The organism is Pectobacterium punjabense (assembly GCF_012427845.1).
Lineage (GTDB): Bacteria > Pseudomonadota > Gammaproteobacteria > Enterobacterales > Enterobacteriaceae > Pectobacterium > Pectobacterium punjabense.
Genome location: NZ_CP038498.1, coordinates 2,598,471 through 2,621,337 on the forward strand (window position 1 = coordinate 2,598,471; position 22,867 = coordinate 2,621,337).

Annotated in this window: 19 protein-coding genes; 11 read left to right on the top strand and 8 right to left on the bottom strand. The window is 49.0% G+C overall.

The window, feature by feature from the left end:
- Positions 1-6 precede the first annotated feature (6 nt).
- Positions 7-1,047, top strand: coding sequence for a DUF481 domain-containing protein (locus E2566_RS11725; RefSeq protein ID WP_107169663.1), 1,041 nt, complete (start codon positions 7-9; stop codon positions 1,045-1,047).
- A gap of 70 nt (positions 1,048-1,117) precedes the next feature.
- Here the strand turns inward: E2566_RS11725 and E2566_RS11730 are convergent, their stop codons facing one another.
- Positions 1,118-1,804 (bottom strand): gamma-glutamylcyclotransferase, encoded by a 687-nt coding sequence (locus E2566_RS11730; protein WP_107169664.1) that lies wholly within the window; start codon positions 1,802-1,804, stop codon positions 1,118-1,120.
- A 431-nt stretch (positions 1,805-2,235) separates the two neighbouring features.
- Here E2566_RS11730 and E2566_RS11735 point away from each other — a divergent pair, with 431 nt between their 5' ends.
- The 4 genes from E2566_RS11735 (at position 2,236) to folM (ending at position 7,237) form a co-directional block, all read left to right on the top strand.
- Entirely contained in the window at positions 2,236-3,039 is an 804-nt protein-coding gene (locus tag E2566_RS11735) for a siderophore-interacting protein (RefSeq protein ID WP_107169665.1), read from the top strand.
- A 329-nt stretch (positions 3,040-3,368) separates the two neighbouring features.
- On the top strand, positions 3,369-4,469 hold the full coding sequence (gene chaA, locus E2566_RS11740) for a sodium-potassium/proton antiporter ChaA (RefSeq protein ID WP_107169666.1): 1,101 nt from the start codon (positions 3,369-3,371) through the stop codon (positions 4,467-4,469).
- Between the two features lie 163 nt (positions 4,470-4,632).
- Positions 4,633-6,336, top strand: coding sequence for a C4-dicarboxylic acid transporter DauA (gene dauA / locus E2566_RS11745; protein ID WP_107169667.1), 1,704 nt, complete (start codon positions 4,633-4,635; stop codon positions 6,334-6,336).
- A 178-nt stretch (positions 6,337-6,514) separates the two neighbouring features.
- Positions 6,515-7,237 (top strand): dihydromonapterin reductase, encoded by a 723-nt coding sequence (gene folM / locus E2566_RS11750; protein WP_107169668.1) that lies wholly within the window; start codon positions 6,515-6,517, stop codon positions 7,235-7,237.
- Positions 7,238-7,360: 123 nt separating this feature from the next.
- On the opposite strand, the gene E2566_RS11755 is transcribed toward folM, so the two are convergent.
- Both E2566_RS11755 and E2566_RS11760 read right to left on the bottom strand, forming a co-directional pair.
- Complete coding sequence (locus E2566_RS11755; protein ID WP_107169669.1) at positions 7,361-8,905, bottom strand: EAL domain-containing protein; 1,545 nt, start codon at positions 8,903-8,905, stop codon at positions 7,361-7,363.
- A 325-nt stretch (positions 8,906-9,230) separates the two neighbouring features.
- Positions 9,231-10,424: an immunity 26/phosphotriesterase HocA family protein gene (locus tag E2566_RS11760; RefSeq protein ID WP_107169670.1), complete on the bottom strand. Its 1,194-nt coding sequence runs from the start codon at positions 10,422-10,424 to the stop codon at positions 9,231-9,233.
- A gap of 208 nt (positions 10,425-10,632) precedes the next feature.
- Here E2566_RS11760 and rstA point away from each other — a divergent pair, with 208 nt between their 5' ends.
- The 4 genes from rstA to E2566_RS11780 all read left to right on the top strand — a co-directional run bounded on the left by rstA (position 10,633) and on the right by E2566_RS11780 (position 14,759).
- Positions 10,633-11,370 (top strand): two-component system response regulator RstA, encoded by a 738-nt coding sequence (gene rstA / locus E2566_RS11765; RefSeq protein WP_107169671.1) that lies wholly within the window; start codon positions 10,633-10,635, stop codon positions 11,368-11,370.
- Positions 11,367-12,680 carry a two-component system sensor histidine kinase RstB gene (gene rstB, locus E2566_RS11770; RefSeq protein WP_107169672.1) on the top strand — a complete coding sequence of 438 codons (1,314 nt, stop codon included), beginning with the start codon at positions 11,367-11,369 and terminating at the stop codon, positions 12,678-12,680. The genes rstA and rstB overlap by 4 nt, the downstream gene beginning before the upstream one ends.
- A gap of 178 nt (positions 12,681-12,858) precedes the next feature.
- Positions 12,859-13,329, top strand: coding sequence for an acid resistance repetitive basic protein Asr (asr, locus tag E2566_RS11775; RefSeq protein ID WP_107169673.1), 471 nt, complete (start codon positions 12,859-12,861; stop codon positions 13,327-13,329).
- A gap of 818 nt (positions 13,330-14,147) precedes the next feature.
- Positions 14,148-14,759, top strand: coding sequence for a helix-turn-helix domain-containing protein (locus E2566_RS11780; RefSeq protein WP_107169674.1), 612 nt, complete (start codon positions 14,148-14,150; stop codon positions 14,757-14,759).
- Between the two features lie 50 nt (positions 14,760-14,809).
- Here E2566_RS11780 and E2566_RS11785 read toward each other — a convergent pair whose 3' ends face one another.
- The 5 genes from E2566_RS11785 to fimA form a co-directional block, all read right to left on the bottom strand.
- On the bottom strand, positions 14,810-15,388 hold the full coding sequence (locus E2566_RS11785) for a fimbrial protein (RefSeq protein ID WP_107169675.1): 579 nt from the start codon (positions 15,386-15,388) through the stop codon (positions 14,810-14,812).
- Positions 15,389-15,402: 14 nt separating this feature from the next.
- Entirely contained in the window at positions 15,403-16,440 is a 1,038-nt protein-coding gene (locus E2566_RS11790) for a fimbrial protein (RefSeq protein ID WP_240618640.1), read from the bottom strand.
- 8 nt (positions 16,441-16,448) lie between these two features.
- Positions 16,449-19,079, bottom strand: coding sequence for a fimbrial biogenesis usher protein (locus E2566_RS11795; protein ID WP_107169677.1), 2,631 nt, complete (start codon positions 19,077-19,079; stop codon positions 16,449-16,451).
- 81 nt (positions 19,080-19,160) lie between these two features.
- A complete protein-coding gene (locus E2566_RS11800; protein ID WP_107169678.1) occupies positions 19,161-19,865 on the bottom strand; it encodes a fimbria/pilus periplasmic chaperone in 705 nt (234 codons plus the stop codon).
- Between the two features lie 81 nt (positions 19,866-19,946).
- Positions 19,947-20,498: a type 1 fimbrial major subunit FimA gene (gene fimA / locus E2566_RS11805; RefSeq protein WP_107169679.1), complete on the bottom strand. Its 552-nt coding sequence runs from the start codon at positions 20,496-20,498 to the stop codon at positions 19,947-19,949.
- Between the two features lie 734 nt (positions 20,499-21,232).
- Here fimA and E2566_RS11810 point away from each other — a divergent pair.
- Together E2566_RS11810 and E2566_RS11815 are read left to right on the top strand one after the other, a co-directional pair.
- On the top strand, positions 21,233-21,529 hold the full coding sequence (locus tag E2566_RS11810) for a hypothetical protein (protein ID WP_107169680.1): 297 nt from the start codon (positions 21,233-21,235) through the stop codon (positions 21,527-21,529).
- Between the two features lie 234 nt (positions 21,530-21,763).
- Positions 21,764-22,624 (top strand): trypsin-like serine peptidase, encoded by an 861-nt coding sequence (locus E2566_RS11815; protein ID WP_107169681.1) that lies wholly within the window; start codon positions 21,764-21,766, stop codon positions 22,622-22,624.
- Positions 22,625-22,867 lie beyond the last annotated feature (243 nt).

Genomic DNA, 22,867 nt, shown 5'->3' on the forward strand with positions numbered 1-22,867 from the left:
GCAATAATGACACTATCCAAACACGCAATCTCTTCCCTCAGCTTGGTCATCGCCCTCTCCGCAGGCATGACGCAAAGTCGTGCTGACACCATCTGGCTGAACAATGGCGACAAAGTCACAGGGAAAATCACGCTGCTTGACGGCGGCAAACTCTTTATCAACACCGACTATGCAGGCTCCATCTCCGTAGCCTGGGATCAGGTGAAAACCTTTGAATCTGACCACGGTCTGGTGATTCAAGGCGAACGCTACGAGAAAGGCGTACTGTATCCAACGATCAAAGCGGGCGAAAACCGCGCTATCGTCGCAAGCCCGTCGCTTGCTAACGAAGCAGCAGGTCCGCAAACATTGCCACTGTCCGAAATCACTTCCATCGTGGCACAGAAGCCGCTGGTGACCGATTTCGCCTGGAAAGGCAATATCGATGCTGGCATGTCGCACAAGAAAAGCTCGACAGAAACCGATAACTACGATGTGACGCTGAACACCAAAGCACGCCACGATACATGGCGACACAACCTTGATGCCAGCTACCATTTGGCAAAAGAGGATAAAGTCGAGAGCACCAAGAATGCGGCTGGCGAATATGCGCTGGATAAATTCGTGGATGAAAACTGGTTCTGGCAGGGCCGTTATCAGTACAAACGTGACTGGATTGAAAGCATTAAAATCAACCGTTCTTTCGGTCTCGGTCCCGGTTATCAGTTCTGGGATAATGATTTAGGCGCGTTCTCACTGACGTCTCTGGTCAACTCCCAAACCTTCGTGTACCGCGATCAGGGCGATGATGACTTCTACTCTGGCGCGATAAAGTGGGCGTACAACCGCTATTTGTTCAGCAAAAACGTTGAAGCCTTCACCAACGGTGAATTGGGACGTTCATTTGATGGCACGGCACCCATTTATCTGAAAGCGGATGCAGGCCTGCGCTTCAAGCTGACTGATTGGTCTTCTATGACCATGAAAGTGTCACGTACCCGTATCGAAAGTAATCAGGGGAATGTTGACGACACGCTGTACACCATGGGTGTTGGCGTCGGCTGGTAATACAGCCACTTCCTCGTTTCACGGTGAATGGCGATATCGTCGTTCACCGTGAATTTCTCCACTCACACCGTTATTGACCATTTCCTGCTGACTCAGAGCACGACTGTTGCAGAATACGCACCCGCTGCGCCAATTCGCTCACGCGTTCATCTTCTGTTCCATGATTTTTCAGTTCTTGTTCGAGTGCAAAAAGATACTGCGCATTGGTGCCAAGCGGGCCGCTAGCGCGCGCAATCAGCGGTGCGACGCTCTGAATGCAGGTATCATTTTCGTTCAAGGGATGTTCCGGCTCGGAAACAAACACCAGCGCCGTCAGCGGTGTACCGTTCTTGCGATGCAGTTCGCACCAGAGCGGACGATAGCAGCCCGTCAGCATTTCTCGCTTCCAGAGCAGTTCCAAATCTTCACGCAATGAGGTTTCGGGTAGGCGGAAAGCCAAACCCGTTGTTTGCCCGCCGGGTTGCAGCGCCAGCATCCGCCCCGGCTGTGTTGTCGTGCCGCGACCGATAGTGAGGCGCAGGCAAAAAGCACGCTGCCACCCCGCCAACGTTGCCAGACAGATTTCTTCGGCGTCAAAAACCGGATTCCACATCAGTGAACCGTAGCCAAATACCCAGACAGGACAACTATTGGGCCGTAGCGCCAGCGTCCTGTCCAGAGAATCAGCCCGCTGTTGCGGCGTGAGCAGTAAGGTTTCTTCAATACATCCAAAAGACGTTCTACAATCTGCTTTCTGCAAAAAATCGCGTGTTAACACTACTTACCACCCCCAGCCCTACTCTTTTTCTGCTCATCAGATCGGCTCTCGCCCTGTGTTTAAAAAACCAACTGCTTCATCTGTTTAATTTTACAACACTATAGAACCTGAGGTTATTCATTTATGGCTTCGCGATCAAGCTTGATACGGGTCACAAAACCTGAAAAAGTTCGTGATAATGTTTCGCATCACGTGATGTTCCGCCTTTATATCAACTCATCGGCAATACGGCGTCAGACTTGATGTTTTCCTGATATAAACACCATTTTTGTGATAACAGATGCCTATCTTCGGCCTTTCGTTGAATATGAAAGCCCAACAGCGTATTTATTTCGATGGAAATGACAACGACTAGACACAAAGCGATAATAATTATCATCTCGTGTTGTTATTATTTCCCATACTGGAATTGACTACCACGGAGACACTGAATGGCAACGCCTCGTCAGCCTGTTTTAGTTCAGGTTAAACAGATTCACGATATTTCCCCACATTTACGCTGTATTACGTTCCATCATGATGCGCTGCGCGACTACCCAGTCGAGCGATACGGTGCACATCTCAAACTGTTTCTGCCTCAGGATGGGCAACAAAAACCCGCTCTGCCCGTCATCGGCGAACGTGGTCCTACCTGGCCGGAAGGCGAAGCCCGCCCTATCGTTCGCACCTATAGCGTCCGGGCGTTGCGACCAGAGGATGCGGAGCTGGATATGGTTTTCGCGCTGCATGAGCACGTTGGCCCAGCCGTCAATTTTGCTCGTCAGGCCAAGCCCGGTGACTGGGTGGGTATCTCGCAACCCGGCGGCCCACTTCCGATGCTGCCTCCCGCCGCCGCGTATTATCTGGCAGCCGATCCGTCCTCACTCCCCGCGCTCATGGCGTTGCTGGAAAACCTACCTGATGATGCTCAAGGACATGCGGTGATCCGTGTCGACAGCGAGGCTGATAAACTCGATATCGCGAAACCATCACAGCTTCAAATGCATTGGATCGTCGGCGGGACAGAAATGACCGACGCGCTGTTGCAGCATTTTCAGGCACTCCCAGCGGCTGAAAATGCATTTTACTGGTTAGCCGGTGAGGATCGTATCGTGGTCCAGCTTCGTCGCCATGCGCGTCGGGAACGCGGGTGTGAACGAAATCAGATGTATGCAGTACCTTATTGGCGAGAAGGGCTAAATGAAGAGGATTATCATCATAAACGCCACGATATTATGGACAATCCTGACGAATAACCATAAAAAATACATTTGATATTATAATCATAGGGAGAAGATATGCAGATTCTCCCTTTTCATTGTAATTTATGCTCAAAGCGTAAAAATCCGTAAAAAAACCCGCACAAACACAGCAATCTGTTATCATATTGTTCGTTTTATTACGTTATAACTACTTTTTAGTAACCTTTTGCGGTTTATTATCGTGTTACGGCCATGAATAAATGGTTTTATATCCTTAATAAATTGCTTTATGCCCCGAGTCATTCGAGTTGTCAGTGCGCTAGCTTGATGTATGACGGGGATATTTTGCCGCACTATTCCTCTGGATAAGGAGAACACCCACAATGAAGTCTCATGCTGAGGTGGTCAAAACTCGCCATCATGAATACTCACTCATTTTTCCTGTTATTGCGCTGGTCGTGCTCTACATGTGGGGCAGTTCACAAGATTTTGTCGCCATTCTCGGTATTAACGCCCTCGCGCTAGCCGGTATTCTTTTCAGTGCATTTAGCGTAGTACGCCATGCTGACGTGCTCGCTCATCGCCTGGGTGAACCTTACGGTTCACTCATCCTCAGCCTATCCGTCGTGATTCTTGAAGTCAGCCTAATTTCGGCGTTGATGGCCACTGGCGACGCGGGCCCGGACCTGATGCGTGATACGCTCTATTCCATTATCGTGATCGTCACTGGCGGCCTGGTGGGCTTTGCCCTCTTGCTCGGTGGCCGTAAATTCGCCACGCAGTATGTCAACCTCAGTGGCATCAAGCAGTATCTGATGGCGATATTCCCGTTGGCGGTGATTGTGCTGGTTTTCCCCAGCGCCTTACCCGACGGTAACTTCAGCGTAGCGCAGTCGCTGATTATTGCCGCCATTTCTGCGGCGATGTACGGTGTTTTTCTGTTAATTCAAACGCGTACGCACCAAAGTCTGTTTGTCTATGAACATGAAGATGAAGGTGACGGCGACGATCCACATCACGGTAAACCGTCCGCGCACAGTTCGCTGTGGCACACCGGTTGGCTTCTGGTTCATCTGATTGCCGTTATTGCCGTGACCAAGACAAACTCAATGCCGCTGGAAACGCTGCTGACCGAAATGAATGCGCCGACGCAGTTTACGGGCTTTCTGGTCGCGCTGTTAATTCTCTCACCTGAAGGGCTGGGAGCTATCCGTGCTGTTCTAAAAAATCAGGTTCAGCGCGCCATGAACCTGTTCTTTGGTTCCGTATTGGCGACGATTTCACTCACCGTCCCGACCGTTACCCTCATCGCGATGATGACAGGCCGCTCGCTAAACTTCGGGCTGGATATGCCACATATCGTCGTGATGCTGTCTGTGTTGGTGCTGTGCCACATTACATTCTCCACTGGGAGAACGAACGTATTGAGTGGCAGTGCGCATTTAGCACTCTTTGCCGCCTATCTGATCACCATCACGCTATAACCTCTCAACTGACGCGGTTTTCGCCGCGTCAGCCTCGCCAAACTGCACTTCTCTTGATGTATCTCTGGATCTTCTGAGCGCCTCCGGCGTATCGTAAGGCTGTCGTCGACGGACCGGCAGGCCCGCCATGTTGATTTACTTCCTTACTTTGGTTTCTGCTTAGATGAAAACGCACGGAATTCACGGCGTCAGGCCGTTCAGCGCGCTGATTGACGCGTGCTGGCGCGAAAAATATACGCTACAACGTTTTATTCACGACATGATCGCTGGCGTTACCGTCGGCATCATCGCCATCCCGCTGGCGATGGCGCTGGCGATTGCCAGCGGCGTTCCCCCGCAGTACGGGCTGTATACCTCGGCGATTGCCGGGATCGTCATTGCCGTTAGCGGCGGTTCACGCTACAGCGTATCGGGCCCGACAGCGGCTTTCGTCGTCATACTCTATCCTGTATCACAGCAGTTTGGGTTATCCGGCCTACTGGTCGCCACCCTGCTTTCCGGCGTGTTTCTGCTGCTGATGGGGCTCTGCCGCTTCGGCCGACTGATCGAATATATTCCGCTCTCCGTGACGCTGGGGTTTACCTCTGGGATCGCTATCACCATCGGTACGATGCAAATCAAAGATTTCTTCGGCTTGCAGATGGCCGTCGTCCCCGAGCACTACGTCGAAAAAGTGTCGGCACTGGCGCAATCGCTGCCAACCCTGCATCTTGCCGATACGCTGATCGGCGCAACGACGCTGCTGGTTCTCATCGTCTGGCCCAGACTCGGTATTCGCCTACCCGGCCATTTGCCCGCACTGCTGGCAGGCGTCGCGGTGATGGGGATGATGTCGCTACTGGGTGAAAATGTGGCCACCATCGGTTCCCGTTTTAGCTACATGCTGGCGGACGGTTCGCAAGGGCAAGGGATTCCGCCCATTTTGCCTCAGCTTATTTTACCGTGGGACATCCCGTCGCCCGATGGGAAGACGATGACGCTGGATTGGCAGAGCATTTCCGCTCTGCTGCCTGCGGCATTCTCGATGGCGATGCTGGGCGCGATTGAGTCACTGCTGTGCGCCGTCGTACTGGATGGCATGACAGGAAAAAAACACAACTCTAATGCCGAGCTGATGGGGCAAGGCTTCGGTAACATCATCGCGCCCTTCTTTGGCGGTATTACCGCGACCGCCGCGATTGCCCGCTCCGCCGCCAACGTACGCGCAGGAGCAAATTCGCCGATCTCCGCCGTGGTTCATGCCCTGTTGGTGCTGTTAGCGTTGCTGATACTTGCGCCGTGGTTGTCTTACCTGCCGCTGGCGGCAATGGCGTCACTGCTGTTGATTGTCGCCTGGAACATGAGCGAAGCGCACAAGGTAGTAGATTTACTGCGCCACGGACCGAAAGACGACATTATCGTGATGCTGCTCTGTATGTCGTTGACCGTATTGTTCGATATGGTGATCGCAATTACCGTCGGCATCGTGCTGGCCTCGTTGCTCTTCATGCGGCGCATCGCGCAAATGACCCGTCTGAGCGAACTGCCGGACACCAAAATACCGGATCATCTGGTGTTGCGCGTTAACGGCCCGCTGTTTTTCGCCGCAGCGGAGCGCATCTTCAACGACCTGACCGTACGCAGCGAAGGCTATCAAAACATCATTTTGCAGTGGGATGCGGTACCGGTGCTGGATGCTGGCGGGCTCAATGCGTTCCTGCGCTTTAGCGAAACATTGCCCGACGGTAAACAGCTCATTATTACTGACATTCCCTTCCAGCCGCTAAAAACGCTAGCGCGAGCAAAGGTTCACCCGATTGAAGGGCGACTGAGCTTCTACGGCTCATTGGCGCAGGCCATTGAGGCGACGACGGCACGCTCAGCGTAGCCGTTACAACGGGAACATGTAGGTTCAGGGGATATTCCATCGTCCCCTTCTCCTCTTTTCGCCCGTGGTTTGCCACACCGTCTCTGCCGGGTACAAAACCATACCCTGCATAGTCGTTAATTCAGGTATATTGTCACGGTTCGCCCCCTTTTAACCCGCGTGTTGAGGAGACTTAATTGTGGCAATATTTTCTTCTGCCCCCGTGCTAATTACCGGCGGCGCACGGCGTATTGGGCTGGCACTGGTGCGTTCGTTTCTGGCGCAGTCGACCCCGGTCATCATCAGCTATCGCACACCTTACGCTGAACTGGAGACGCTACGGCAAGACGGCGCGATTTGTCTGGACGCCGATTTTTCCACGACGGAAAACATCTATGCCTTTGCGGAGCAAATCCAATCGCTCACGCCGCAGCTACGCGCCATTATTCACAATGCCAGCAGTTGGGCACCAGAAAAGCCTGACACACCATTGGAGCAGACGCTGAGCGATATGCTGCAAATTCATGTCTATGCCCCCTATTTACTCAACCAATTGCTAGAACCTTGCTTACGCGGGCAAGGCATTGCGGGTGCGGATATTATTCACCTGACAGATTACGTGGTAGAAAAAGGCAGTGAGAAACACATCGCTTATGCTGCCAGCAAAGCGGCGCTGGATAACATGACGCGGTCATTTGCACGCAAGCTGGCGCCGGAAGTAAAAGTAAACGCCATCGCTCCCAGCTTAATCCTGTTTCAGGAACAGGATGACGACGAGTATCGCCAGCAGACGCTGGAAAAATCATTGATGAAAATCGCGCCCGGTGAAGAGGAAATAGTCCAACTGGTAGACTATTTGTTCAAGAGCCGTTATGTGACGGGGAAGACTCTGGGCGTCGATGGCGGACGGGCATTGCGCTAGAACCCTTGATTAAAGAAATGGCGTGAGGCTTGTACGCCATTTCTTTTTCACTCACATCTTGCGTTGTTATTACGTTAACCCTCATGTCTCGCTTAAAGAACCGGCAAGGCAGCCAAGGGAAAACTACGCAATTTTTTCCTGATTGATTAACAGAGCTTCAATATTTTTGGCTGGCAATGAACGGTAAAAAAACCATCCCTGAATTAAGCAATCTGCATCAATCTCTCTGGCAATTTTTAGCTGTGCAGCATCTTCAACACCTTCAAAGACGATGTCTTTTCCCATGTCCTTAATAAGCGAACAGATTGCATGCAATATCTTTTCTTTATTTTTATTATCCAGATTCTTCATTAGAGAACCGTCAAGTTTAACTTCATCGAATCTGAAACCTGTGAGCCATGCTAAATTAGAATTGGCAACACCAAAGTCATCAATTGCCAGGCTGATGTTCATCTTTGCCACATGCTCAGCAAAAAATTGTATTTCTTTTTGTGCCAACTGGCACCGCTCTGATATTTCCAACTTTATCTGACAAGGTTCAACATCGTATAAGGCGCACACATCAATTAGTCGACTTATGAACTCTCGATCGCTAATTTCATGATCTGTTATATTCATAGAAAGTGTTAATTTTTTATTCACTTTGAGAATATCAGACATTTCCCTGATTGATGTCTTTATTACAAAATCAGATATTTTTGAGTAAAACCCGATTTTCTCTGAGATCTTTATAAAACTCTCAGGAGAAACATAACCATGTATATCATCACGCCATCTCACCAACGCCTCAAGGCCGGCTATTTTCCCATCAACGGCGTTAACCATAGGCTGATATTCAAGGAACATATTTCCTTTCTTAATCGATTTTTTTAAGCGGAATTTCAGTGATTTTCTTTTATCAAAAATATTAAAAAAGAAAAAAGTCAGAAACCAGCCTAGCATCAATGCAGCAGCCATCGCAAAGGTCAGAAGAGCCGGTGTTAACGACAGTAACCCACTGCGTGCGTTTTGAGCCATCAAGCAAAACTGCCATTGTGGGCTACAAAGACTTGTGTTAGCGGTAAATATTTTTCTCAGGAATGAAGTATCCGAAGCAATATATCCCTTCGAATCTGATTCAAAATACTTTTGCGATTTATCTGCCGATGTCATAACGAAGTATCCATCAGTCACCGTATTCAATATATTTTCATACGTTCCTCGCGCAACAAAAACCGCTGCGTGACCTTGATGGAGACCGATATTGTTATACAGCGTTTCACTATTATTTTTTACGCTAATTAATTCTGGCTTATTAGTTTTCGTTTCATTTTTTACAGTAATAGGCAGCGGAGGATTAATTTCACCCCAAAAGGAACTGCAATAAATATCATTTCCTTTTAAAGAAGCAACATCTTCAATATTGGGGTGACGCCATCTTATCACTCTTAATTTTTCAATATAGTTTGGCGAACAAATATCAGTATCCATGGCGTTAATATCATCCAACGCAGATAGTGCTTGTTTCGCCAGTATTTCGGCCTGAAAACGTAACTTTTCCGACCGCAGCATGAGTTTATTTTCCTGATGACTAACCAATAATTCATTTAATAAAAACAAAAAAGAAAATGAGACAAGAGCCATCATAGAAATGGTTCTTATTATCTTTTTAAATTTTGAAAAACGCATCGCAGTCCAATGTCAGTTAATGCCTGTTAAAAGCATCCAAATCCAGGCTCGCGATAGTACCCACATGGTTTTTTTGTGTCCAGTTCTTTCAGGAACATCACGCCATAATTAGCACATTTTTATAACTCGATTCGCTCAATAAATTAGCGCAAGTTTATTAATTGAGACATGTAAAACCATAGAGATAACCATTTGATAATGCGTAGAAATAGCTGGTAACTCATTGATGTGTTTTGCATAAACTCTTAGCAAGAATCATATATCTACCCCCTCTACGTGCACACACTCGACAGCACGTGCAATAAGATGATGAATGTTATTTCATCTATTTTTTCTTTCCACGACCCTTACGCTGGTACGCTTTATGGTTGGCGACATACGCCAGATAGGCGGTGCGCGTCATCCCGCCAGTATGTTGGGCAAATGCATCGTAGGTTGTCTCTGGCGGAAAACCAAACTCAGCCAAGACCTGCTCCCATACTTCGCGGTGTTTCGGGTTTAACAGCGTTTTATCCCTATCAGGGAACCCTCTCTCGACAAAACAGTCTGCTGACACGCTGCTATAAGCCCCATTGTTTATATAGTTGCGCTCGGCTTTCAACGCGGTGTCCTGACCGGCTTTACTGATCGAACTGGGTCCCCACGACAGGCGATAGTCGTTTTTATGCACACTGATACTTGAGCCATATCCAACTGGAAACAGGATGTCTTCTTCTGCCAAGATTTTCGAACCTACATATTGGTAATTGCCGCGCAGGAAAGCGTCATCCATAACAATCCAGCATTTCTCGGACAAAGGAGACGCCATAATCTCCGACAGCGTGGGATTACGCTTGGTCGTGCGGAAAAGGTAAGGCCGAACAAATAGCGGCATCGTCATTACATCGTGCCAGATGCTGTGTTCAGCAAACAATTCGTCCTTCTGCATCTGACGCAGGTTGCCAATAACCAGAACATAGCCATCAGTATGTAAATCTATTTCGACGCGAAAGATGTCGCCCGGAATGGTTTTATGCTGCTGTTTTTTCATACTCATCAGCCGTTCCAGTTTATTTTCATAATCAACAGGTAAACGCTCACGATAAGAGTTCAGCCAGTCGACAATTTCCTCTTTACTGGTTAAGTCCCGACACTCTGGCAGCGGGAGTCGAATAGAATTTCGATAATTGCTGGCGTTAATATAGCCGTAATTTCCCGAGTTCAGCGTTCTGATACCTGCGGAAAACACAATGCCATCAGCCATTACGCTAGAAACGCTGGTGTAAGTGAGTTTTTTTTCTTTACCCCGCGAGGTTCTCGGCAAAATAACCTCACGTCCACGCGTGTGAATAATAACGTCTTCTTCCTGATAATTTAACGCGGTGGCGGTAATGCGCTTGCGGATCGTGTCACCCTCGAAGCAGATAAAATAACCGTCGCGTACCGTTAAAATATCCCATTCAGCCACTAACGGCTCCAGACCGAAATAAGGGCGTAAGGCTTCCTGCATCCAGCTATTTATCTGATCAATCGGTTTCATCTTTAGCACGGTTCCCAGTGGGATAATCGATAATCATGGCGCGGCCGTTCTCGATAAATTGCGAGAACCGACTAAAAAAACACGCACCGCAGCTTATCTAATTTTGAAAAATAAACAAATACTTAACACCCATTTACGCTTCGCTTCTCGTTTATCTTCGCTCATCAGGCTATGCTATCAACAGAGAGATGGGGATGACGTAGATACCATGCATAAGATTGTTTTTATAGAAGATGATACCGAGGTTGGAAAATTGATCGCTGCCTACCTCGGCAAGCATGACATTGATGTTCAGGTTGAAGCGCGAGGCGATCAGGCACAGGCCTTTATTGAACAGCAGCAGCCCGACCTTGTGCTGCTGGACATTATGCTGCCCGGCAAAGACGGGATGACCATCTGTCGGGAGTTGCGGCCACAGTACAGCGGCCCGATTGTGCTGCTAACGTCGTTGGACAGCGATATGAATCATATTCTGGCACTGGAAATGGGTGCCGATGATTACATTCTGAAAACCACGCCGCCCGCAGTCTTGCTTGCCCGCTTGCGCCTGCATTTGCGGCAATATGCCACTACGCCACAGCCTGTGGCAGAAAATACAACACCCGCGGCGTTGCAGGTACATAAATCACTGCACTTCGGCCTGCTCTGTATCGACCCGGTCAACCGGGAAGTGACATTAGGGCAAGAGCACATCGTGTTATCCACCGCGGATTTCGATCTCCTCTGGCAGTTGGCGACCCATGCTGGCCACATTATGGATCGGGATGCGCTGCTGAAAAATCTGCGCGGCGTGACCTACGATGGCATGGATCGCAGTATTGATGTGGCCATCTCCCGCCTGCGTAAAAAACTGTACGACAACCCGCTGGAGCCGTTTCGTATCAAAACCGTGCGTAACAAAGGTTACCTGTTTGCCCCCAATACCTGGGAGAGCGTGACGCTATGAGAAAACTGTTCGTCCAGTTTTTTCTCTTGCTGTTCGCCTGCTTTGTCGTCATGACACTACTAGTCGGGCTGGTCTATAAAGTCACGGCTGAACGTGCCGGACGTCAGTCCATGGACGACCTGATGAAAAGTTCGCTGTATCTCATTCGTAATGAGCTACGCGCGATCCCCCCCCGCGAGTGGCATAAAACCATCAGCCAGCTTGATTTAAACCTGTCGTTCAAGTTGCATATCGAACCGGTGAGCAAATATGCGCTCAGCCCCAAGAATCGGCAGCGCCTGAATCAGGGAGAAATTATCGCGCTGGATGACGAGTACACGTTTATCCAACGTATCCCACGCAGCCACTACGTTCTCGCCGTCGGCCCTATTCCTTATTTGTTCTTTCTGCACGAAATGCGGCTGCTGGATTTACTGCTGGTGATGCTCATCGGGCTGTCGCTAGCGTTACCGGTTTTCTTATGGATGCGGCCACATTGGCAGGCCATGCTAAAACTGGAAAATGCCGCACAGCGTCTGGGGGATGGTCATCTGGAAGAGCGCATTCACTTTGATAGCACGTCAAGCCTGTTTCGGCTGGGGGTCGCCTTCAACCGAATGGCAGATAACCTGAACCAGCTCATCAACAGTAAAAAGCAGTTGATTGACAATATCGCGCACGAACTGCGCACACCATTGGTCAGGCTGCGCTATCGGCTGGCGATGAGCGACAACCTGACAGAAGATGAGCAGCAGGCATTAAATCGAGATATTGGTCAACTTGAAGCGCTGATTGACGAACTGCTGACGTATGCCAGGCTCGATCGCCCACAGGTAACGCTGCATCTTACCGATATTGATATTCCTTCATGGTTACAGGCGAAAGTTGACGATTTTCGTCTTATCCATCCTGACAAACAGATTTCGCTGGAAATGCCCCCTTCGGCACACATTGGCGCGCTTGATTTACGTCTGATGGAACGCGTCTTGAATAACCTGATCGGCAATGGGTTACGCTTCTGTCACAGCCAGCTGCGTATCAGCCTGACGTCCGACGCGGCGCATATCGCGTGCCTGCAAGTCGAAGATGATGGCCCCGGCATTGCTCCCGAAAACCGAGAAAGTGTTTTTGAACCGTTTATTCGTCTGGAAGCAGGCATTGAGAACAGCAGCGGCGGATGTGGGCTGGGGTTGGCGATTGTTCATGCTATCGCGCGTGCTTACGAAGGCAATATTACGGTGGATGAAAGCCCGCTCGGCGGTGCCCGTTTCCGCTTTTGCTGGCCAGTAAAAACCGCGACAGCACAGGCTGCTATCGCCATTCAGCCTTGACGTCAAGACAGCGGTGATCCCGCTGTCTTTCAATGTTTTCTTTGCTTTCCTCAACCTGTACATTAGGTTACACGCCGAAACCAATCACTCACTGAAGCCGCCCTCCGTTTATCCTATTCTCTCTTCAACGGCCCACATGAGGGTCACGAAACGTGAATGAGACAACGAGGAAATGATGATGAATAAAGTATTAGTTATGATCGCTGGTGCGGCTCTGGGTCTGTCCTCTGTCGCATTTGCCGCAGATACCGTAACCAGCGCACCCGCTCAAACATCTGCAACCACGACGACTTCTGCTCCAGCTAAAGCTGTTCACCATAAAAAACAGGTGAAGAAAGCGAAACCAACTGCTGAACAGAAAGCGCAAGCGGCTAAGAAACACGTGAAGAAAGCAAAACCAGCCCCTGCACAGAAAGCACAGGCTGCCAAGAAACACGTGAAGAAAGCAAAACCAGCCCCTGCACAGAAAGCACAGGCTGCCAAGAAACACGTGAAAAAAGCGAAGCCGGCTCCTGCACAAAAAGCACAGGCTGCCAAGAAACACGTGAAGAAAGCAAAACCAGCCCCTGCGCAGAAAGCACAAGCGGCTAAAAAACATGTGAAAAAAGCGAAAACGGTAAAACCTGCTGATACCACGCCAGCAGCATAATCAGTAAGTACCCTCGCCTTCCCCTACCTATCGGGAAGGCGTCGCTTACGGTCGGATCACGTCACTAAGGTTAACCGCACAATCATCATTAAACACCCAGTTCATCGGGTGTTTATTTCATGGGGGGAAGGGAACATGATGCGTCGCTACTCATTCGAAATTATGCTATCCCTCGTTCTGCTCTGTGGAATTATTACCCTAAGTTTTTTTCTCTAATGCTCAGAATTTCTCTACCACGCAGCTACCCACGTATTCTCGCTATTATTAAGCACAGACGTCTATCTGAATAAAAAACACTCGCCAATATTGATAACCAATCTCATTAACAATATTGTTTTTTCCTATATTTTAATCTCTTCCGCTCCCCATTGACAGGTCAAACCAGACAAGACCACCATTTAAATCAATCACTTAAAGACTATCGTCTCATTTACGATGATAAACACGCCAATAACAATGGAATTATCTAAATCTTAAACTACAATTTCGAAATCAATAATAAGTCACATTGGATTTCAATTTATATTTATTATTAATAAATAAAGCACACTAACTACAAGGTTTAATTTACCAAGACATCCACGATGTCCAAACACCGCGCTGCGCGCAGCGTCTGTTTTATCGCATTAGCACCACAATGTGTTAACCCTATAATCACTTAAAACAAGGTGGTATTTATTGATAAAAAGACAACAATATACTTAGCCGAATATGGATTGAATTTAAAAATCATAAACTTAATAACATACCTCTAAGGATGCTGTATTTTTCATAAAACGAAATGGATGCGTTATAACTCCATCACGTACAGGTTTTCAATGAAAGAATTAAATACCTCTATTTTTAGAATTACAAAAATACTTTCACCACACAGCAATATCGCCCCACCGACTAAAGTCATCAAAGGGAAACGACTTTATTTCTTTTATCCATCAGGAGAGCAAGTGATTTATTTTCTGGATGAAGGAACATTCTTAATGAAGCAGTCAATCGATGATAAAGTTATTTCCGTTATATTATCACCTGCCATCATCGGTTGGTCCATGGTGACGCTTGATGGTGGGGAACTCTATCTGGAAAGGGTTGATTATGGAAAAATTCGCAGTATTCCTTTCAATACCGCGATGCGTATTATTACGGCTTATGAACGTTTCGACGATGTGTTAGCGATCGTTAATACCGGGTTTCATGCATTGATTGACCATTGTATCGGCAATCATGGTGACTCACTTTCCATCGTGCACAAAATGCTACATTCTCTGAATCACCTTCCCCCGGACGTCAAACAACGTTTTTCCGCTCTGTCATATATTTCCCAACGTACGTCACTCTCAAAAAGTACGATAAAACGGGGACTAAAGCGGCTACAGCAGCAAGGCTTGATTACGCTGGAACGCGGTAAATTACGTCACCTCACGGAATGTAATTAATACCTCGACGGGTCACCTGACCCGTCACACCTTCTGAATATTCCCAACGCCTACAGGTAGGTCAGCGTAAATGTTGCATCCGCATTGGCAGAACCGACCGTCACTGGCGTACCGATCGCCACATACTGCCCATAAAAAACCAGTGCCACACGGGCTGCGTTAGCCGACAGCGCATAAATAGGGGTTGGCAGCCCGAGAGCCAAACGACGGCGTTCGCTATCCAGAATCGCCACAGCAATATTGGTCGCGCTACTGCTCGCGTTAAGGGCAAGCAGCGTATTATCCGCCGTTGGTGCACTGCCATAAAACGTCACCTCGACGCCAGACGCCGCTGCCCCACAGTTCTCCAGAACAATCTCGAAGCGTGTCGGATTCGGATTTTGCGATCCCATAGCAAACTGCTTGCTTGACCATGTGCCGAGTTCAACCGTTTGTTCCTGCGTTCCCACGCTGACGCTGCAACTGTTTGCCAGCAGCGTCGCGGTGAGTCGCACATTGGTCAGTCCCAGATCAGCTCGCGCAGGCATCAACGTACAAACACTCATGATCAAGGAAACCAAGCACAAACGAACGCCCCATGTCACTCGTGCACGCACGGTAGGTGCCATAATATCCTGAAGTCGGTTCATCGATTCCCCCTCTGTTAGTAAAAATCGACGCGCAGATAAGCATTTGCTGTCGCAACGCCTTCCTGAGGCTTATTCCCTGTCACGCTGACCGGATACGCTGTGATCGCCACGTTCGCACTTGCCGTTTCATCCAACGTAAAGGGGATCACGCTCGCAATATCGTTAGGCGTCAAGGGATTGCTGCCACTGTCTGTGACAATAAATCCCACATCAGGGTTATCGGAAACCACCATATCGCCAGACACACGATCGGCCTGAAGCCGCATCGACAGACTCGCCTGTGCATCGATGCCGTTACAAGCAATACCTATCGTTCGCGTCACAGGAGAAACGCCAACCGGTTTTTCCCCTGCCGTGTTAAACAATCCTGATGAGATCCCGCCAAAATCAATACTGATGATCTGCCCCGCATTCAAAGCACAACTCTGAGGCACCGTGACCGAACCGCTCATATAGCCGACGACTAGCGGCGATCCCACGCTTTGCCCGTTGCCTCCCTGATTACCGTAGAGATAAAAAATCGGTGCCATTGGGATATTAGAAACCCCCACAAATTTGCGCTTGATGCGGAAGTTCACCTGAACCCGACTGCCCGTTGTCGCATTTCCTCCGCACAATCCTGCACAATTGTTATTTACATCGGTAAACGGCACATTATGAAATGTCCCCCCCGAGGTTCGGTTATAGACAAAAATGCGCGATGACACCTGAAGATAATCATTACCGGTAATATTAAACCAGTTCACGCCGCTTTCCGTTGATGCCAGAACCAATGACGGACCAGACTGTGCCGAATAATAAACCGTATCCCGGTTATTACATGGGCCGCTTATCGTATAGGAGCCCGCATCGGTTTTTTCATTCCACCCCGTCACATATCCGACATAGTTCTGGCTAGAGGCCAGTGCATAAGTGTAGTCATACGTTAACGGTGAACCGCTTGATGTCGTGCATTGCACCGCGCTAGCCTGACTAGCAATGCCCAGTAAACCCGCTGCGGTAACACCGCGCCACCACACATGACTGCGCGGCGCGCTTTTATTATTTTTCATCAGTAATGTCATTGACATATCGCCTTCGTGTAGGAAATCGGTTGGTTTTCACTGCCGTTTGGCAGAGCGTAGCGAAGCGTGCATTGCTGCTGTGAACCGCTTCCCCATGCGACCTTCAGCTCACCTTCAGGGGCTAGCCCAGATAGAAATACCTGCCCATCATCCCCAACAATACCGGTGCTATCGCTGTCCACGCGGGAGACAAGTGCGCCAAAGGGAATCGCTCGGCCATTGCGCTGTTGCAGTGAGATCAGCGCGCGTCCCCCCTGATAGGCGGTAAAGCTGGCGCGAACCATCGCCCCCCTCGTCGGCACAAGGTTAGCGACAGTGTTGTTAACTTCGGTGTTTTGATTTAACGAATTGACGTCCAGCGCGATGCGGTTATTACGATAAACGCTGGCATAGGGAATGACGGCATAGCCGCGCCAGTCCGTCTGAATACCGGTAGTATTCTCCACTCTGACACGGCTGGCTCCGGGGACTTTAATCAGCACATTGGTATCGCCCAATGGTTGACTAAACGTGACCCCATCGGCATGCGCCACCACACCGCCGCTTACCCCATAGTTAAGTTGACGGGTGTTGCGCGTATAGTTGTAGTTGGCATTACTGTTACCGTAGGTGCCCTGGTAACCGAGCCCTGCGTTCCCACTGTTCCCGATGCCGCGGTTACCATACCCTTGGGAGACATGGTAATTAAGGTTGCCTTCTGGCAGCATCGTGCCACTGAGCCCAACCTGCTGTAACGTGCGCCCCTGATTGTCCGATGTCATGTTGTACGTGGTATACGCGGTATTCTGTGAACGCCGAAGGCTAATGCCTTCTCGGTGTCCGTTAAGCCACTGACCCAGAGGAATCGAAAGGTTAAAAGCAAACAGCTGATTTCGCTCTTCCAGCCCTTGATTTTTGTTATAGCTATAGCTCAGGTTATAACTCACGCCGCGGTACACGTTGCTGTAGCCGATTTGCAGCAGATCGTTCGTGCCATCGGTATGCCAGTAATCCTGTCGGCTCCCCGTCAAAAATAGCGATCCACGTCCATCACCCAGTTGCTGGGTAATATTCATCTGCATCCGACTTTTCTTCGCGTTATTCAGATTGTAGTAGTCACGTACAACAGGCTGAGCATCAGTAAAATCGACCGTGTAACCGCTCATATTTTTATAGCTGGCCTCATCCAACGTAAAAAAACCCTTGGTTGAGTAGCGATAACCCAGAATCTGAAAGTTAGTCCCCAGGTCATTCAGTGATTTGGCATACAGGAAACGCAGCGACTGCCCGCGATGATCGCTGCCATCTGACAACGTGCTATAAGCCTGAGTGAGGTCAGCAGAAAAAGCCCCCCAATCGCCGAGATTCTTACCCGTCCCTAACGTCAACGCCTGATAATCTTCAGCAAGCTGAGTGCCGCCATACAGCGTCACCCCCGCCGAGCGCCCCCAAATCAGTGTGCCCTGACCAAAAAAGGGCTGATCTTGTTGCGCATTGTTACTGCGATACTTACCGACCGTCGCGGTATATTTCATCCGATTTTCACGCTGAAGTAGCGGCACGGCGGAATAAGGCACCACAAAACTGTTCGTCGAGTTGTCGCTCTCAGTAACGGTCACCTGTAAGTCACCGCTGGATGACGTAGGGTAAAGATCGGTAATTTCGAAGGCACCAGGCGCGACATAAGATTGATAAATAACATAGCTATTCTGTCGGATGGTGACGCGGGCATTGCTTTTAGCAATCCCTCTGATCGTTGGCGCGAATCCTCTCAGGCTGTCCGGCAACATGGCATCATCAGACGCCATCTGTACGCCACGAAATCCCAAACTATCAAAGACCTCTCCTACCGTATTACTGTCACCGATGGTCAATTCGCTACGCCAGGGGATGATGGCGCGTTGTAAATAGGTGCTGACGTGCTGAAATTCGTTATAGCGCAAATTTGAATAACGGGAATAACGCCAGGTGGAGTAATCACGCAACCGCCAACCATTCCAGTTCACCCCACTATCCAGATTGAGGAAATAGCTGTCGCTGCGGGCATTGCCGTGAGCATTGCTGCCGGTGAATTGATAATTAAACAATGCCGACGTAATACCCTCATCCCACTCTTCCGGCGAAATGTATCCTCGTCCGGCATTTTTCAACGCAACCTGCGGCAAGCTGATATTCAATCTCTGAAGTTCAAAATCAAAATCCACGCGAGCATCAGGGATTACCTGCGGCAAATTGACGCACGCCGAAGCGGGTTCGTCACGTAGAGAGGGAAAAGATCGCAGATTGACATTAAGTTGTTCCAGCAGTGTTGTCGTCAGACAAGGTTCAAGGCCCGTATCATCGCCGGAGGGGGTATCGGAGGGCGTGCGCACTTGAAACGCAATATCACGAGAAACCGCATATTCGGCATTAACATAAATCTCGACCCGATAGATGCCCGGCGGTTGCCCTTCACCATTATCAAAACGAGAAAGATCGGCGATGGCAGAAGGATCGTCCGATAAAAACGTCGGATTAAAGAAAGTTTCGGCCTCACCGTTCAATGGAAATGCCAGACATAGCATCATGGCCGGATACCAGCGTAATCGCGTAGGAATGACGCGATAACATGCGGCTGAAGGTGGTTGTATCGTAGGTTGTGAACGCATACAAAAATTCCTCATCTATGACGATGAAAAGCGCAGGCAGTCGTCGCAATGTCATTCGACGGCGGCTGGTATCTCACCGTTTCATAGCCCTGAGCCCATGGCGCGCGGCGTCATCGCACCGTAGTCGTTAATCGTCTGGTAACTCACCGCACCGGATGCTTTGCCAGGCAATGCCACTGATGCTGAACTTTTAGGCGATACCATGGTGTTAGGGAGTTTCTGACTACCCGACTGGAGGTTGACCAGCGTAATAAAGTAGGGAGAAGGATTGGTGATCGTGAGCGTATTGCTCGACTGCTGGAAACGCAGCATAGTCGATGCGCTATCTGCCCCCATCGGCAGGTTGGCAGGCCTAACAAAAAGTTTTATCCGGGATAACACGGCCAATTGCAGCGCGTTTTTATCCTGAAGGTCACGCTTATCCACGGCGGGGATCGCTTTCACGTTGAGCCAGTAAACGGACTCGCGATCGGTCGGTAACGATGCCCCTACATGCATCAACCGCAGCGTATTTTCGCCCTTAGGTTTCACCACAAAAAGTGGCGGCGTCGCCAGAAAATCCGTGGTTTTATTACCGTCTTTATCTTCCACCCAGGATTGAATCAAAAAGCGGTTTTTTTCATCACTATTAATAATGGACAGTGAAGCCTGATTGGCCCCAGCGGGATAGATCACCCGCGTGGCTCCCAGCGCGATACCACCAGCCTGTGCCTGTTGAGCAATCAATAAAGAAAAAGACAGCAATCCAAATAAGAAAGATCGGAATAAAAGAGATGCATTCTGCACACACCACCTCACAATAACGTGTTGTTGAATGGGGTATAAAGACGGCCATCCTTGGCTTTATGGCCTCCTTGCTAACCGTTCTTATTGATAATCGATGGTGAACGTGGCATCGGCATCTGCCGCGCCCGGTGTAGCGGTCGCTTGCGTGGCTTTATAACGTGCGCTGAATGCCAGCACGTTGCTGCCATCGTTCAGCGTTTGTGGAGCTGAGTAAACTGCACCATTCGGCGTCAGAACCGTACCAGCGCGATCGGAGATTTCAATCCCCACACCACCTGCTGCGCCAGCGGCTCCACCACCAATATTGCTGACAGCCAGGACGGTGTTGTCATTCGCATCGGCTGTGCCGGTAAAGGCGACAGCTGCGGTGGTGGATACGGTGGAATCACAATCTTCGAGATTGATGGTGAAAGGGACTTTGCCTGAGTAGGTTCCAACCCCGGTAAAACGGGCGGTACGGTATTGCCCCAGGTTCACAATCTGGTCAGCCGTATTGGTACTGACCGCACAAGCGGCATTAACGATTTCACCTTTGAAATGCACAGTTCCACCAGCAACGGTAGCCGCAAAAACAGTAAAACTGGATGACAACAATGAGGCACCAATCAAGGTATTGAGTAAAGATTTATGCATAACTTATATTTCCTGATAACAGATAAAAGTTAACGATCGCATTTAAAAAACAATCGTGGCTCTGTCGCTAATGCGACGTCTCGATCCTTTTTTTTAGTGCATCAGTCAGGAGCACTCTGACGTCCTTCGACACGAGAAAACTATGTGGGCAAGATGCCCAGCGCACTTCCCCGTCGCGATGCGTTAATAAATATTTTTCATGATTGTTATTTTGTAAAAGTTGTCTGAGGGTTGATGAAAAAACCGAAAAACCAGAACTAAAGTCTAATAAATGGAAATTTATTGAAACTTAAATCCAAAATATAAAAAACATCTGACATATAAATTTATTTTTTATTTGACAGGAATTCATCACATAAAAAACATGAACGCGTAAAATGTGCCAAATGAGCTCGTATGTTTATTTTTTGTTATGTTTCATGCCTGATTTCACGATGTAACACGGGCGATCGCAATAAAACGATCGCGATGCGAATAAAGAAATAAACAAGAGAGCCGTGCAGATATAAAGGAGAAGATGACTGTATTCCGCAGAGAATACGACACACATTGAAATAAAAAATATATCAGCCTATCCGCTAAACACGGCCAACCGAAGATAGGTTCAATATATTGATTTAACAGTAATTAGTTAATAAATCTCGGATTGCTAGACCAAGGTTTAGGCACAGTAAAGTTTTATCACGCGATGCCGTTTATACCATTACACACCAGGCAATACCGAGATAATCATAATGAGAAAAATCCTGCAATCATCAGCCATACTGCTCTGCATGATGGCTGCCACGCCGTATACTTTCGCCTCATCGTCTTCATCAACAGGTATCATTCGCTTTGTAGGTGCCATCGTTGAACCCGTCTGCGATGTGACTACCCTATCAAGCAATGTGACCGTCAGCTGTGCACGACAAGGGGAAGTGCAAACGCTGCAAGTTAAAAACGGTTTGCACACGTTGCCACAGGGCATCGGTTCTGTAAGTTCAAAGAACCTGAGTTCACAGGTACGTATCGTGACAGTGAGTTACGAATAAAACGGGTGAAACGGAAGCGCTCCGTTTCTGCTAATTCAAGGGCGCTACGCCACGCGAGATGTGACGTAGCGTTCATCACATAATGGACAGGGCTACTCATCCGTAAAACAGAGGCTTTTTACACTCGATAACATTTTAATTTCCCGCTCCGCACCAACAATTACATCTATAGTTAAGGCAACACGCTATATTTAGCGCCTCAAAATGACGTTCATCATAAGGTCCATTGACGACATGCGCATATCAGCCTGGTTGCTATGTTCATTATCTTTTATTACCCCGTTCAGTTGGGCAGAATCAGCAGCAACAGACGCCGCAACGCAGCAAAAAATTTTATTTTTTAATCACGACGATCGGGACATCGTTCCCGACACGGCAGTCTGGCCATGGCAAGCCATTGGGCAATTGGAAACCGCCAGTGGCAATCTTTGTACCGCAACGCTTATTTCTCCCCATTTGGCGCTGACAGCCGGGCATTGCGTGGTTACCCCTCCCGCAGGCGAAATAGATAAACCTGTCGCGTTGCGCTTTCTGGCGACAGAAAATGGATGGCGTTATGAAACCACGGAAATTGAAGCGCTGACGAATAAAACGCTCGCCAAAAAATTGAAAGCTGACGGCGAGGGATGGATCGTTCCGCCATCAGCCGCACCGCTGGATTATGCCCTGATTAGGCTAAAGCAAACACCGCCAGGCATTCGCCCACTCACGCTATGGCAAGGTAGCCGTCAGGAATTAATGCAGGCATTGCGAGACAGCGGTCAGCGCGTCACACAGGCGGGTTACCCAGAGGATCACCAGGACACGCTTTATCGCCATCAGGATTGCTTAATCACCGGTTGGGTTCAGGCCGCCGTCGTGGCACATCAGTGCGATACGTTGCCTGGCGATAGCGGTTCCCCTCTCATGTTAAACTCGGCAACAGGTTGGGTGCTGATGGGAATTCAAAGTTCAGCCCCCGATGCCAGTGAACGCGATCGGGCCGATAATCGCGCGGTTTCAGTTACTGCCATTCGCCAACAGTTAGAAGCGCTGGCAAAACTAAATTCGCAAAAACTAAATTCACCAAAAACAAGTTCACCAAAAGAGCACTAGCGTCCACGGCGTAGATGCCCCGTCAGGCGGAAACCACTATTCAGGATACCGCCTGACACCGTCGTTTCGCGCCGGCCTCATGGTATAAAAAAATATCTGTTCTATTCTTATCAGAGTAAATAAGAGAAGCTAACGCATGTGATGTGAAGTATATATTCCAAATAATTCGAGTTTCAGGACAAAAGCAGCAAGGCGTTTTTGAACGCTGATTGCAGCGGCCCCAACGGGGCGAGGCACACGTCA

Excerpts from the sequence above, each read along its gene's own strand:
- E2566_RS11725 (WP_107169663.1), top strand. The coding sequence starts at position 7 with ATGACACTATCCAAACACGCAATCTCTTCCCTCAGCTTGGTCATCGCC.
- E2566_RS11735 (WP_107169665.1), top strand. The coding sequence starts at position 2,236 with ATGGCAACGCCTCGTCAGCCTGTTTTAGTTCAGGTTAAACAGATTCAC.
- chaA (WP_107169666.1), top strand. The coding sequence starts at position 3,369 with ATGAAGTCTCATGCTGAGGTGGTCAAAACTCGCCATCATGAATACTCA.
- dauA (WP_107169667.1), top strand. The coding sequence starts at position 4,633 with ATGAAAACGCACGGAATTCACGGCGTCAGGCCGTTCAGCGCGCTGATT.
- E2566_RS11755 (WP_107169669.1), bottom strand. The coding sequence starts at position 8,905 with ATGCGTTTTTCAAAATTTAAAAAGATAATAAGAACCATTTCTATGATG.
- E2566_RS11760 (WP_107169670.1), bottom strand. The coding sequence starts at position 10,424 with ATGAAACCGATTGATCAGATAAATAGCTGGATGCAGGAAGCCTTACGC.
- rstA (WP_107169671.1), top strand. The coding sequence starts at position 10,633 with ATGCATAAGATTGTTTTTATAGAAGATGATACCGAGGTTGGAAAATTG.
- rstB (WP_107169672.1), top strand. The coding sequence starts at position 11,367 with ATGAGAAAACTGTTCGTCCAGTTTTTTCTCTTGCTGTTCGCCTGCTTT.
- asr (WP_107169673.1), top strand. The coding sequence starts at position 12,859 with ATGAATAAAGTATTAGTTATGATCGCTGGTGCGGCTCTGGGTCTGTCC.
- E2566_RS11780 (WP_107169674.1), top strand. The coding sequence starts at position 14,148 with ATGAAAGAATTAAATACCTCTATTTTTAGAATTACAAAAATACTTTCA.
- E2566_RS11785 (WP_107169675.1), bottom strand. The coding sequence starts at position 15,388 with ATGAACCGACTTCAGGATATTATGGCACCTACCGTGCGTGCACGAGTG.
- E2566_RS11790 (WP_240618640.1), bottom strand. The coding sequence starts at position 16,440 with ATGAAAAATAATAAAAGCGCGCCGCGCAGTCATGTGTGGTGGCGCGGT.
- E2566_RS11795 (WP_107169677.1), bottom strand. The coding sequence starts at position 19,079 with ATGCGTTCACAACCTACGATACAACCACCTTCAGCCGCATGTTATCGC.
- fimA (WP_107169679.1), bottom strand. The coding sequence starts at position 20,498 with ATGCATAAATCTTTACTCAATACCTTGATTGGTGCCTCATTGTTGTCA.
- E2566_RS11810 (WP_107169680.1), top strand. The coding sequence starts at position 21,233 with ATGAGAAAAATCCTGCAATCATCAGCCATACTGCTCTGCATGATGGCT.
- E2566_RS11815 (WP_107169681.1), top strand. The coding sequence starts at position 21,764 with ATGCGCATATCAGCCTGGTTGCTATGTTCATTATCTTTTATTACCCCG.